This is a genomic window from Azoarcus olearius, assembly GCF_001682385.1.
GTDB classification, from domain to species: Bacteria; Pseudomonadota; Gammaproteobacteria; order Burkholderiales; family Rhodocyclaceae; genus Azoarcus; species Azoarcus olearius.
In genome coordinates, this window is record NZ_CP016210.1 from 4,400,955 (window position 1) to 4,413,019 (window position 12,065).

Annotated in this window: 11 protein-coding genes; 3 read left to right on the top strand and 8 right to left on the bottom strand. The window is 69.8% G+C overall.

Annotation, left to right across the window (positions count from 1 at the left end; genetic code table 11):
* Positions 1 to 366, top strand: a complete 366-nt coding sequence (locus tag dqs_RS20130; RefSeq protein ID WP_236778713.1) for a response regulator — start codon at positions 1 to 3, stop codon at positions 364 to 366.
* Here dqs_RS20130 and dqs_RS20135 read toward each other — a convergent pair.
* The 8 genes from dqs_RS20135 to dqs_RS20170 all read right to left on the bottom strand — a co-directional run bounded on the left by dqs_RS20135 (position 329) and on the right by dqs_RS20170 (position 9,520).
* Positions 329 to 2,887: a sensor histidine kinase gene (locus tag dqs_RS20135; protein ID WP_065341557.1), complete on the bottom strand. Its 2,559-nt coding sequence runs from the start codon at positions 2,885 to 2,887 to the stop codon at positions 329 to 331. The two genes, dqs_RS20130 and dqs_RS20135, sit on opposite strands and share 38 nt — an antisense overlap.
* A gap of 247 nt (positions 2,888 to 3,134) precedes the next feature.
* Positions 3,135 to 4,559 carry an exonuclease domain-containing protein gene (locus dqs_RS20140; protein WP_065341558.1) on the bottom strand — a complete coding sequence of 475 codons (1,425 nt, stop codon included), beginning with the start codon at positions 4,557 to 4,559 and terminating at the stop codon, positions 3,135 to 3,137.
* Positions 4,560 to 4,561: 2 nt separating this feature from the next.
* On the bottom strand, positions 4,562 to 5,326 hold the full coding sequence (locus dqs_RS20145) for a class I SAM-dependent methyltransferase (protein ID WP_065341559.1): 765 nt from the start codon (positions 5,324 to 5,326) through the stop codon (positions 4,562 to 4,564).
* A gap of 123 nt (positions 5,327 to 5,449) precedes the next feature.
* Positions 5,450 to 5,641, bottom strand: coding sequence for a DUF3460 family protein (locus tag dqs_RS20150; RefSeq protein ID WP_011767672.1), 192 nt, complete (start codon positions 5,639 to 5,641; stop codon positions 5,450 to 5,452).
* A gap of 98 nt (positions 5,642 to 5,739) precedes the next feature.
* Positions 5,740 to 7,938, bottom strand: coding sequence for a RelA/SpoT family protein (locus dqs_RS20155; protein ID WP_011767673.1), 2,199 nt, complete (start codon positions 7,936 to 7,938; stop codon positions 5,740 to 5,742).
* Positions 7,939 to 7,960: 22 nt separating this feature from the next.
* Complete coding sequence (gene rpoZ / locus dqs_RS20160) at positions 7,961 to 8,176, bottom strand: DNA-directed RNA polymerase subunit omega (RefSeq protein WP_011767674.1); 216 nt, start codon at positions 8,174 to 8,176, stop codon at positions 7,961 to 7,963.
* A gap of 2 nt (positions 8,177 to 8,178) precedes the next feature.
* Positions 8,179 to 8,793, bottom strand: a complete 615-nt coding sequence (gene gmk, locus dqs_RS20165) for a guanylate kinase (RefSeq protein WP_011767675.1) — start codon at positions 8,791 to 8,793, stop codon at positions 8,179 to 8,181.
* 190 nt (positions 8,794 to 8,983) lie between these two features.
* Entirely contained in the window at positions 8,984 to 9,520 is a 537-nt protein-coding gene (locus dqs_RS20170) for a hydrolase (RefSeq protein WP_232502204.1), read from the bottom strand.
* Positions 9,521 to 9,809: 289 nt separating this feature from the next.
* Between dqs_RS20170 and imuA the strand changes: the two genes are divergently transcribed.
* On the top strand, positions 9,810 to 10,577 hold the full coding sequence (gene imuA, locus dqs_RS20175) for a translesion DNA synthesis-associated protein ImuA (protein WP_011767677.1): 768 nt from the start codon (positions 9,810 to 9,812) through the stop codon (positions 10,575 to 10,577).
* 16 nt (positions 10,578 to 10,593) lie between these two features.
* A complete protein-coding gene (locus dqs_RS20180; protein ID WP_065341804.1) occupies positions 10,594 to 12,057 on the top strand; it encodes a Y-family DNA polymerase in 1,464 nt (487 codons plus the stop codon).
* Positions 12,058 to 12,065: the final 8 nt, after the last annotated feature.

Here is a 12,065-nt window from a genome sequence, read left to right on the forward strand (position 1 = left end):
TTGCCGCTGCCGATGAAAAAGGTCCTGGTCGTTGACGACGTGCCCGTCAACCGCAAACTCGCCCTCGCCATGCTGAAGAAGCGCGGCTGGCAGGCCGAAGAGGTGGACAACGGCGCAGCCGCGCTCGAACGGTTGAGCGCAGGCGGCTTCGACGGCGTGCTGCTCGACATCAGCATGCCGGGCATGGACGGCGAAGAGGTGTGCCGGCGCATCCGCGCCGACCGCCGCTTCGCGGGGCTGAGAATCGTCGCTTACACGGCGCATGCGATGGAGTTCGAGAAGGAGCGCATTCTCAGCGCCGGGTTCGACAGCATCATGATCAAGCCGATCACGATGAGCGCCCTTCAGTCGGCGCTGCCGGACTGACGAGCGGAATCCAGAATTCGAAGTAGGCGCCCTCGCCCGGCGCCGACTCCAGCCGCACCGCCCCACCCATCAGCGCCACCACCTCGCGCACCAGCGCGAGCCCGAGGCCGGTACCGCCGTGCTCGCGGGTGATGAAGGTGGACGCCTGGCGGAAGCGATCGAAGATCACCGGCTGCATCTCGGCAGCGATGCCGGGGCCGGTGTCGCGCACGCCGACGATCAGCCGGTCCGCTTCCGTGCGGGCAAGCAGCTTCACCTCGCCCGCCGGGGTGAACTTGATCGCGTTGTTCAGCAGGTTGTTGATCACCTGGCGCAGCCGCGTGGGATCGCCGGCCAGCGTCGCCGGCAGCCCGGGCGCGAACTCGGTGGCGAACGCCAGCCCCTTCTGCTGCGCCATCGTGCCGTGCAGGTTGGCCACCTGCTGCAGCAGCGCCGGCAGGTCGAACGCGACCGACTCAAGGCTCATGTGCCCAGCCTCGATCTTGGCGATGTCGAGCACGTCGTTGACCAGCGACAGCAGGTGTTCGCCGCTCTGGTAGATGGTGTCGGCATGGTCGCGCACTTCATCGTTGGGGGCGTCGTCGCGGATCAGCTCGGCAAAGCCGAGAATGCCGTTCAGCGGGGTGCGCAGCTCGTGCGACATGCTGGCGACGAAGTCGCTCTTCATGCGGCTGTTGTCCTCGGCCTGACGGCGGGCGTCTTCCAGCCGCTGGAAGGATTCGCTGACGCTGTCCGCCATGTTGTTGAGCGAATCGCTGAGGCGGCCGAGTTCGTCCTTCGACTCGCTGCGGAAGCGGAAGCCGAAGTCGCCCGCCTCGATGCGGTTGAGCCCGCCGATGAGGTCGGTGATGCGGCGGGTCAGCATCGACGCCAGCCAGATCGCCACCGCGACCACGAAGAACACCATGATCAGCGTGGAGAAGGTGAGGCCGAAGGCGGTGCGGCTCATCGAATGGTCGATCAGGCTCTGCAGCCCGGCCTGCTGCTCCTTCATCCGCTCGCCGAACTCGGCCACCTTGTCTTCCATCAGGCGCGCCGTGGTGCGCGCCGGCTCGTGGAAGTCGTCCACGTTGGCGCCGATGGTCACGTAGCCGAAACCGCGCGGCGTGCGCCCGTACTGGCCGGTGTGATAGGGGATGGCCGCGGCGGTGGTGAGCTTCCACACCCCGCTCCACAGGATCAGGAAGGAGCCGGAACCGCCGTATTCGGTGAGGTCATGCCAGCCCTGGCACTGCGGCGCGAAGTTGAGGTAGCGGCATTCCAGCGCGACATTGCCTGCACGCGTCAGCGCCGCCGCGGGCTTCTTGTCGCGCGTCTGGTGGTCGAAGGGCGGAATGCTTGCGAGATAGGTGCGCAGCGGCTGCCCGCTCGCCTGCCAGGCGGCGTGGAGGCCGTCCTCCAGCCAGGGCGTGGCGTGCTCGCCGGTTTGCGGATCGAAGCCGACGATGGAATGGTGGCGCGGGTGGGCGATGTTGCGGTCGAGGTAATCCCAGATGAAGGCGTAGTTGCCGTTGGCAGCGTCGGGAATCGGCGTGTAGCGCTCGGCCGTCGGCATCAGGTTGTCGGTGAAGCTCATCACATGGGTGTGATCGAGCGCGAGCGTGACGTAGCCGATGACCTTGCCGTCGCGCGCCACCGGCGTCGCCCAGCGCACGATGCCCTGGAAGCGCTTGCCCTGCGGATTCTCCCGCCCGGCGTAGGCCTCGGCCGCGGGGGCGAACGGGATGCCGAGCTTGGCCGCCTTTTCCGGCGTGAACGGGCCGATCACGCGCGACGGCACGTAGGGGCCGATCACGTCCGACACGTAGATCTCGCCCGGCTTGAGCTTTTTCAGCTCGTCAAAGTAGGTCTCGGCCTTGCACCAGGTGTTGGCCTTGTCGGAGACATCGCGCAGTTCGCGCGGCAGCAGCCCGGTGCGCGAGATCTTGAGCCGCTCGCGGCCGTCGAGGCCGACGAAGGTGATCTCGTGATAAAGCGGCAGCGGCACCGTGCGCCGCACCGTTTCCGGCGGGCGGTAGTGGAAGTCCTGGCGGTTCTCGGCATTGCTGGCGACCACGCCCTGGGTGTCGGGAACAGGGCTCTGCTTCGGCGCCCAGCCCTTGCCGTCGGCGGCCAGCACCCACTCACCGGCTTCGACGATGTTGCGCGTGCGGTTGTCGATGAAGCGCCGGTACTGCGCCTCGGTCGGTTCGAGGGCGGCGGCGAGCAGCACGTCGCGGTCGCGGTCGTACAGGAAGTCGGCCACCGCGCGCGCGGTGTCGGTGGTCAGGCGCTCGATCTCCTCGCGCGCCCGGTCGTCCAGCGCCTTCACCGACTCGGTGGTGAAGGTCTTGCCCATCTGCGCGACGGTGTTGCGCACTTCGTCGGCCAGCGTCGCGGTGCGCTCGGCCAGCCCGCTGCCGAGGTGGGTCACGCCTTCCCAGGCGAGCAGCGCGAGCAGGATCAGCGGCACCACCTTGATGATGACGAAGAGCAGGATGAGCTTGGCGCGTATGCCCCACTTGTGCAGATCGATTCCCATCCGGCGGCTACGTCCTTTGTTTTATTCCGGCGACGCATCCCCGCGACCGTCGGCCTGCTCCGGCGGCTGGCCGGCGTAGGGCGATTCTACCGGCAACATCGGTGGCAAAAAGGAAGAAATGCACGCCGGAACACTGCCGGGAGCAGCGCCAGCGGCATTATCGCGCGACCACCAAGATTACTACTAAAGAAATAGTCAATGGAGTACCCGGGGTGGGCACCTGCAGGCGCTGGCGGCTGCCGCCGCCTCAGCGCGGCAGCGGGCGCACCTGTTCCAGCTTGCCGGGCGTGGCGAACCAGCGCGCCAGCAAGCGCTGGAGGTCGAGATCGAACCGGCGCGGCTGCGCGGCCAGCACCGGCAGCTCGCTTTCGTCCTCGGTGCTGCCGAGATAACACCAGCGGTCGAAGACATGGAAGGCGGGCGGGCGGTGCGCGGCGGCCTCGACGACCGCGGCCGGTCCGGCCCACGGCCACGGCTTGAGCCCGGTCGCGCCGAGCGCCCCGAGCAGGCGGGCGTCGTGCGCGGCGAAGGTTTCGCGGCCCGCGCACACGCCGGCGCAGCGGCGCGCGAGGTGGGCCGAGCACGGGCCGGCGCCGCCGTGTTCCAACCCGAGCCGGCGCGGGCAGAGCTGGTACAGCAACGCGAACTCGCGCAGCAGGTTGTCCGCTTCGCGCGGGCTGCGGAAGCAGCCGTACAGCGCATCCCACGTGGCGGGATCGGTGTCCGCCACCGTGACCCGCTCGAGGATGGGCGGCCGCTTGCGGTTGGAGATGTGGCGCAGCGCGAAGGCGTCCACGCCGCGTTCGGGCTGGCGGTTGTGCGGCGGGCGGTGGCTGCGCAGCAGTTCCGCCTCGAGCAGCTGCGCGCCCAGTTCGCCGGCGGTCTCCACCCATTCCACGCGCTGCACGCGGCGGATGAAATCGGCCTCCTTGCCGCCACGCGCCGCCGCGGCAAACTGCTCCATGACGCGCCCGCGCAGGCTGCCGGCGCGCCCGATGTAGAGCGGCCGCTCGCGGCCTTCACCGGGCATCGCCTCGGGACTGGCGAAATACAGATACACGCCGGGCGCCTCGGGCAGCCCTTCGATCGCGCCTTCGGGCAGGTCGGGCGGGCGCGCCGGGGCCTTCATCGCCCGTTCCACCGCGCGCGCCAGCGTGGCCGCGGGAAAAGCCTGCTCGACCACGCGGGCGAACTGCCACAGCACCTCGGTATCGCCCATCGCGCGGTGGCGGGCGCCGCACGCGAGGCCGTGGCGTTCGATGATCGCGTCGAGGCCGTGGCGGTGGTGGTCGGGATAAAGCGCGCGCGACAGCTTGACGGTGCACAGCACCGGGGCGTCGAACTCGCGCCCGAGTGCGGCATACGCGGTCTTCAGGAAGCCGTAGTCGAAGCGCGCGTTGTGGGCGACGAACACGCAGTCATCGAGCAGCGCCGCCACGGTGTCGGCCACCGCGGCGAAGTCGGGCGCCCCGGCGACCATGGTGTCGTCGATGCCGGTGACACCCTGGATGGTGGGCGGAATCGGCACTCCGGGGTTGATCAGGCTTTCCCAGCGCTGCACGAGCTGGCCGCGCTCGATGCGCAGGATGGCGATCTCGGTGATGCGGTCGCGCAGCGGATGCGCGCCGGTGGTTTCGAGATCGACCAGGACGTAGCGCGCCGGCAGCGACATCGTCAGGCCGCCGGCTTGCGTCCGATGTATTCGCGGAACACGCCCATCGTCAGCATGCAGCGCACGTCCTCGAACCCGGCGGCGCGCATCGCCTCCATCACCCGCTCGGGTTCCACCGAGGCCTGGATGGTGTCCCAGTAGTATTCCCACAGCATGGTCACGTCGGGCGTGCAGCGCGCGAGGCGGGCGAGCACCGGCACCACCGCGCGGATATAGCAGCGCAGCGCGAGGCGGCCGAACAGGCTGCGCGGGCGGGTGATCTCCATGATGCAGGCGGTGCCGCCGGGGCGCAGCACGCGCAGGTATTCGCCGAAGGCCTGGTCGAGGTCGGCGACGTGGCGCAGCGCGTAGCCCATCGACACGAAATCGACTTCGCCGTCGTCCAGCGGAATGGATTCGGCGTAGGCCTCGAGGGTCTGCACGTCGAGCTTCTTGCGCAACTCCTCCAGCATGCCGGGGGACGGATCGAGCGCCACCAGACGTCCGGCCGGGCCGACGATGCTGTGCGCCTCGCGCGCGACCAGGCCGGTGCCGGCGGCGACGTCGAGCACCGTCATGCCGGCAGCGAGGCCGCTGCGCTGCAGGGCGTAGCGGCGATACCACGGCCCGGTGCCGAAGGCGGTGATGCGTTCGGCGCGGTCGTAGCCGGCGGCGGCGCGGTCGAACAGCGCGCGGGTGGTGTGGCGGCGCTCGGCCTCGGTGGCGAAATAGCGCCGCAGCTGCGGGTCAGTCTGCAGCGGGCTGGCGCTGTACGCAGGGTCGGTCATCGTGGGACGGTCAGAAGCGGAGACCGGGCGGTGCCGGCCTCGGATGGAAAACCGGCGGGCGGGCGTTGCACGCACCCGACCGCCGGCGACAGGGGGAACGGCGCGCAGCGTCGCCGGGCCCGCTCAGTGATTGTTGATGTCGTAGTAGTAGGGCTTGACCGGCACGCGCGAAGCGCTGTTGTCGGCCTGCACGTTCAGGTCTTGCGGCTTGTCCCACCACAGCGCGCGGCCCTTCTTCTGTTCGGCAGCCTGCTCCGGATGCTTGGCCATCCATTCGCGCATGAATTTGGTGTGCTCGGATTCGTACATCGCCATGTCGGATTCTCCCTCGAAAACCCGGCGATTCTACCAGCAGCGGGCGCAAGCGCCGCGGCTGCGGGGCGCGAAACGGCGCACGCGAGCGCCGCCGGGGCTCAGCCGACGCGGCCGTCGCCCTTGACCCGGCCGATGCGCACGACTTCCTGCACCCGGCGCACGCCGCGCATGACGCGCGCGAGGTGCATGCGGTCACGCACCTGCAGCGTGAAGCTGAGCGCGATGTAGGCGCCCTGCTCGTTGTCCATGCTGACGTTCTGGATGTTGCACTCTTCCTCGGAGATCACGCTGGCGACCTTGGCGAGCACGCCACGGGCGTTCTTGGTGAGCACGCGGATCGTGACGTCGAACATGCGGTCGTCGCCCGGCTCCCATTCCACGTCCACCCAGCGGCCGCGGTCGCCGCGCAGCTTGGCCACCACCGGACAATCGTGCAGGTGCACTTCCAGCCCCTGGCCCTTGCGGATGGTGCCGATGATGGGGTCGCCCGGGATCGGATGGCAGCAGCGCGCGAGCTGCACCGCGATGCCCTCGCTGCCGCGGATCATGATGGCGCCGGCGGGCTTCGGCTTGATCACGTCGGGGCGGCCGGATTCCTGATCCTGCGCCTGCGACAGGCGACGCGCGACGATGACCGGCAGGCGCTTGCCGAGGCCGATGTCGGAGAAGATCTCCTTCTTGCTGCGCACGCCGCGGTCGCGCAGGAAACGGTCCCACGCGAAGGTGGAGATCTGCCCCAGCGTGAGCCCGTGCGGGCGCAGGGCCTGGTTGAGCAGGCGCTCGCCGAGCGCGACCGATTCTTCCTGCTGCGCGCTCTTGAGGAAGTGGCGGATCTGCGCGCGCGCCTTGCCGGTGCGCACATAGGACAGCCAGGCCGGATTCGGGTTGGCGTGCGCCGCGGTGATGATCTCGACCTGATCGCCGTTGCGCAGCTCGGAGCGCAGCGGCATCAGGTCGCCGTTGATGCGGCAGGCCACGCAGCGGTTGCCGATGTCGGTATGCACGGCATAGGCGAAATCGACCGGCGTGGAGCCCTTGGGCATGGAGAAGATCTTGCCCTTGGGCGAGAACACATAGACCTCCCCGGGGAAGAGGTCGATCTTGACGTGTTCGAGGAACTCGGTGGCCTCGCCCGAGGTGGATTGGAGTTCGAGCAACGACTGCAGCCAGGAGTGGGTCTTCTGCTGCAGCTCGGTCAGCGTCTTCTCGTCTTCCTTGTACAGCCAGTGCGAGGCCACGCCGGTTTCGGCGATGTGGTGCATCTCGCGGGTGCGGATCTGCACTTCCACCGGAGTGCCGAAGGGGCCAATCAGCGTGGTGTGCAGCGACTGGTAGCCGTTGGCCTTGGGGATGGCCAGGTAGTCCTTGAACTTGCCCGGCACCGGCTTGTACATCGAGTGCAGCGCGCCGAGCGCGAGGTAACAGGACTGCACGTCGCGCACGATGACGCGAAAGCCGTAGATGTCCAGCACCTGCGAGAAGGACAGGTGCTTTTCGACCATCTTGCGGTAGATGCCGTAGAGGTGCTTCTCGCGCCCCTGCACGTCGGCGGCGATGCCCCACTGCGGCAGGCGCTCCTCGATGTTGGCCAGCACCTTGCCGACCACCTCGCGGCGGTTGCCGCGCGCCGCCTTGATGGCCTTGGCGAGCACGCGGTAGCGCAGCGGGTAGCGATGCTGGAAGGAGAGTTCCTGCAGCTCGCGGTAAAGGTTGTTGAGCCCCAGCCGGTTGGCGATGGGGGCGTAGATCTCGAGCGTCTCGACCGCGATGCGGCGCCGCTTGGCGGGGCGCATGTAGTCGAGCGTGCGCATGTTGTGCAGGCGGTCGGCGAGCTTGACCAGGATCACCCGCAGGTCGCTCGCCATCGCCAGCAGCATCTTGCGGAAGTTCTCGGCCTGGGCTTCTTCCTGCGAGCGGAACTCGATCTTGTCGAGCTTGGAGAGCCCATCCACCAGCTCGGCGGCGGTCTTGCCGAAGCGCTCGGCGATCTCCGCCTTGGAGATGTGGGTGTCCTCCATCACGTCGTGGAGGAGCGCGGCGATCAGCGCCTGGGCATCGAGATTCCAGTCGGCGACGATGGACGCGACCGCGACCGGGTGCGAGATGTAGGGTTCGCCGCTGATGCGGAACTGCCCTTCATGGGCGGCGGCGGCAAAGTGGTAGGCGGCGTCGATGCGGCCGAGATCATCGGCCTTCAGGTAGCTGGCGAGCTTGTCGCGCAGCGTGGCGAAGTCGGGCCAGACTTCGGCCTGGGGGGCGGCAGGCAGCGGGGGAGCGGATACGGCGGCACTGTCCATCGCACGTTTCCCCCGCGCGGAATCAGGCCTGACCGCGGTTGAGCATCTCGAGCCCGACCTTGCCGGCAGCCACTTCGCGGAGTGCGATCACGGTGGGCTTGTCCTTGTCATGCGGGTCGAGTTCGATCTGCGGCGTGCCGCCGGCGGTGAGCTGGCGCGCGCGATAGGTGGCCGCCAGCGTGAGCTGGAAGCGGTTCGGGATTCTTTTCAGGCAGTCTTCAACGGTGATGCGGGCCATGGTTAGTCCTGTTCGAGAAACGCAAAATACTGCAGATGGCGCAGATGCTGGTTGGCGTAGCGTAGCCGCGCGGCGCGCACGACCGCAACCAGATCGTCCAGCGCTTCATGCAACTCGTTGTTAATAATAACATAATCGAATTCGCCGACATGCCGCATCTCGCCCCGCGCGCCCAGCAGGCGGCGGCTGATGACGTCATCGCTGTCGGTACCGCGGCCGCGCAGGCGGTTTTCCAGCTCTTCCAGTGAGGGCGGCAGCACGAACACGCCCACCGCGTCGGGGAAGACCTTGCGCACTTGCTGCGCGCCCTGCCAGTCGATTTCGAGCAGGGTGTCGCGCCCCGCGGCGAGCTGCTCTTTCAGCCAGACCCGCGAGGTTCCGTAATAGTTTCCATGCACCTCGGCCCATTCCAGGAACTCGCCGCGGTCGCGCAGCGCGCGGAAGGTGGGCACATCGACGAAGTGATACTCGCGCCCGTCCTGCTCGCCGGGCCGCGGCGCGCGGGTGGTATAGGAGATCGACAGCTGCACCTGGGGGTCGCGATCGAGCAGGCCGCGCACCAGCGTGGTCTTGCCGGCGCCCGACGGCGCGGTGACGATGAAGAGGGTTCCGGGCATCGGGCGATCCTTGATGTCGTCTGGTTCCGCCTGCCGCCCACCACGGACGCCGCGACCCGCGGTGCAGGCGATGCGTGCAGCGCGGGAGCCGGGAGCAAGCTGGAGAAGCTGCGATTGTAGCGCCCGGCGCGCCTTTCACGGCAGCGCCGCTGACACTTTCGCACCAGGCGGCGGAGATCGTCCGTGCCAGCTAGCGGATGAAGCGCTTGAGCACCTCGCGGAAACGCGGATCGTCCGCACGCTCCAGCCACTCGAACGCGACCATCTCGCGGCTGACGATCTCGGCGCCGTGCTGGCGCATGCGCTCCAGCGCCAGCGCCTTGTCGCGCGGCGTGCGCGAACCCACCGCCTCTTCGACGATGAACACCTCGCGCCCGGCCGCCAGCAGGTCGAACACCGTCTGCTGCACGCACACGTGGGCTTCGGTGCCGATCACGATCCACTGCGGCCGCGCGGTTTCCGGCTGCTGCCGCCAGCTGTCGTCCGCCAGCGCGGAGAAGTGGATCTTTTCGAGCACCGGGGCATCGCCCAGGCGCGCGCGCAGCGCCGGCACCGTGGGGCCCAGGCCTTGCGGATACTGTTCGGTGGCCAGCACCGGCACACCCAGGCTGCGCGCCAGTTCCACCATCCACACAGCGTGGCCGAGCACCGCGTCGCCGCCGTCGATGACGGGCAGCAGGCGGCTTTGCAGATCGACCGCGAGCACGATCGAGGCAGACGCTTTCATGCGCATCGGAAGCTCCTTGAGGACGGAAGGGGCGGGGCACGGCAACACCGCGGCGCCATCGCAACGCCCGGGGTTTGCCGGGATCGACCCGCAGCGCTGCGAAAAGTTACGCCGGATTGCGACAAAACGCAGCCATGCGGCGCAAATTCGTTCTACATCATCGGGATGGCGGAAGCATCGCGCTGGGCGGAAACGCGTAGCGCCGTGGACCTCGGCAGCTTGAAACGGAGATTGTTGACTGTATAAACTTACAGTCAATCACATCCCTTTTTTCCGACCCGCCGCGCCCATGGCCGTCCCTGCTTCCGCCGTCGCCGACCTCCTGCAACGCCCCGATGTGTGGCGTGGGGGACAGCTGTCCCGGGCCGCCGCGCCGGTGCGGGCCAGCGGCCATGCGGCGCTCGACGCGGTGCTGCCGGGCGGCGGCTGGCCCTGTGGCGAACTCACCGAACTGCTGAGCCGCGAAGCGGGCATCGGCGAGCTGTCCCTGCTGCTGCCCGCGTTGGCGGCGCTCGATCCGGAAGCGGGCTGGGTGGTCCTGGTCGCGCCGCCATGGCGCCCGCATGCACCCGCCTGGCTGGCGGCCGGGGTGCCGCTCGACCGCCTGCTGGTGGTCGAAGCCGGCGCGACGGATGCCGCTTGGGCCTGCGAGCAACTGCTTGCCAGCGGCGCCCTCGCGGCGCTGCTCGCCTGGCTGCCCGACAGCGATGCCCGCGGCCTGCGCCGCCTGCAACTTGCCGCCCACGGCCGCCGCAGTCTCGCCTTCGTGTTCCGCCCCCACACCGTCGCCGCCAGCGCTTCACCCGCGCCCTTGCGTCTGGCACTTGCCGCCGCCGAAGGCGGACTGGCGGTGGAGGTGCTCAAACGCCGCGGGCCGCCCCTGGCGGCGCCCCTGCGGCTGGCGGTGCCGCGCCCGCTCCACTGGGACAGGCTGGCGCCAGCCGCGCCGGTGGCCGGGGCAGCCCCCGCGGCGGAACCCACCCCGTCTCCCGCGCCGCCGCACCTTGCCCCCGCGGCCGCCGGCCGCCGGCCGCCCCACGCTGCGGTGGCGGCGTGAGCCGAAGCACGACGCCATGCTGTGGCTTGCGCTGCGTTTTCCCCGTCTGGCGGTGGAGGTGTTCGACGCCCCCTCCCCGGCCGCGGCGGTTGCCCACCAGCGCATCGTGGTGGGGGATGGCGCCGCCGAGGCCGCCGGCATCCAGCCCGGCCTGCGGGTATCGAGCGCACTCGGCCTCGCCCCCGGGCTGACCCTGCACGCGCGCGATCCCGCCCGCGAAGCCGCGGCACTGGAAGCACTGGCGTGCTGGGCGGGGCGCTTCAGCCCGCAGTTGAGCGTGGCCGGCGAGGATGAGCTGGTACTCGAAATCCAGGGTTGCCTGCGCCTTTTCGGCGGGCTCGCAGCGCTGCTCGGACAAGTGCGGGAGGAAGGCGAGGCACAGGGCTTCACGCTGCAATGTGGCCTGGCGCCCAGCGTGCTGGGCGCGCAGTGGCTGGCGCGCGCGGGCATCGCCCCCGCAGCAGCGATGCCGCACGCCGGCCCGCCTGCCGCCGCGGACGCCGCACAGGCTGCCACCGTCGACGGACTGCACGCCCTGCTCGCCCCGCTGCCGGTGGAGGTGCTGCGCCTGCCGCCCGCCGACCAGCGGCGCCTGGACACGCTGGGCTTGCGCCACCTCGGCCACTTGCTGGCGCTGCCGCCGGCCACGCTGGCGCGCCGTTTCGGCCCGCAGCTGACACTGCAGCTCGAACGCGCACTCGGCACCGTTCCCGATCCGCGCCCGCCTTTTGCCTTTCCGCAGCGTTTCGCCACTCGGCTCGAACTGCCGGCACGGGTGGATCACGCCGCCATGCTGCTGTTCGCCGCCCGCCGCCTGGCGATGGCACTGGCGGGCTGGCTGGCGGCCCGCGCCGCCGGGGTGCAGGAATACCTGCTGGTGCTGATCCACGAAGACGCGCCCCCGACCCGCCTCGTCCTCGGCTTTGCCACCGCCACCCGCGATGCCGGGCGGCTGCTGCGGGTGCTGCGCGAACGACTGGACCGCACGACGCTGGCCGCCCCGGTGGTCGAATTGCAGTTGCTGGCCGAGACGCCCCTGCCCCTGCCCGGCCACAGCGCCGGCCTGTTCGGCGAGGCCGGGGGCGCGGCGATCGCCCCGGTGGTGGAACGCCTGCGCGCCCGCCTCGGCCAGACAGCGGTGCATGCCCTGGCGGTAGTGGGCGAGCACCGTCCCGAGTGCGCCACCCGCAGCCCCGACTGGCCGCTGCCGGCCAGCGCCCCGCCGCGTGGCGCCCCACCGCGGCCGCTGTGGCTGCTGCCGGCGCCGCGCGCGCTTGCCGAACGGCGCGGCCGCCCCCAGCACGACGGCCCGCTGCGCCTCTTGACCCGCGCCGAGCGCATCGAAAGCGGCTGGTGGGACGGCGGCGAAGGCCACGGCGACCTGCGCCGCGACTACTTCGTCGCGCTCAGTCGCCGCGGCGCCTGGCTGTGGGTGTTCCGCGACGACCGCGGCTGGTGGCTGCACGGCCATTTCGCCTGAGCACCGCC

Bases quoted from the DNA above. Each gene is read 5' to 3' on its own strand.
- rpoZ (WP_011767674.1), bottom strand. From the start codon at position 8,176: ATGGCCCGCATCACCGTTGAAGACTGCCTGAAAAGAATCCCGAACCGC.
- dqs_RS20135 (WP_065341557.1), bottom strand. From the start codon at position 2,887: ATGGGAATCGATCTGCACAAGTGGGGCATACGCGCCAAGCTCATCCTG.
- dqs_RS20145 (WP_065341559.1), bottom strand. From the start codon at position 5,326: ATGACCGACCCTGCGTACAGCGCCAGCCCGCTGCAGACTGACCCGCAG.
- dqs_RS20180 (WP_065341804.1), top strand. From the start codon at position 10,594: ATGCTGTGGCTTGCGCTGCGTTTTCCCCGTCTGGCGGTGGAGGTGTTC.
- dqs_RS20155 (WP_011767673.1), bottom strand. From the start codon at position 7,938: ATGGACAGTGCCGCCGTATCCGCTCCCCCGCTGCCTGCCGCCCCCCAG.
- gmk (WP_011767675.1), bottom strand. From the start codon at position 8,793: ATGCCCGGAACCCTCTTCATCGTCACCGCGCCGTCGGGCGCCGGCAAG.
- imuA (WP_011767677.1), top strand. From the start codon at position 9,810: ATGGCCGTCCCTGCTTCCGCCGTCGCCGACCTCCTGCAACGCCCCGAT.
- dqs_RS20150 (WP_011767672.1), bottom strand. From the start codon at position 5,641: ATGGCGATGTACGAATCCGAGCACACCAAATTCATGCGCGAATGGATG.
- dqs_RS20170 (WP_232502204.1), bottom strand. From the start codon at position 9,520: ATGAAAGCGTCTGCCTCGATCGTGCTCGCGGTCGATCTGCAAAGCCGC.
- dqs_RS20140 (WP_065341558.1), bottom strand. From the start codon at position 4,559: ATGTCGCTGCCGGCGCGCTACGTCCTGGTCGATCTCGAAACCACCGGC.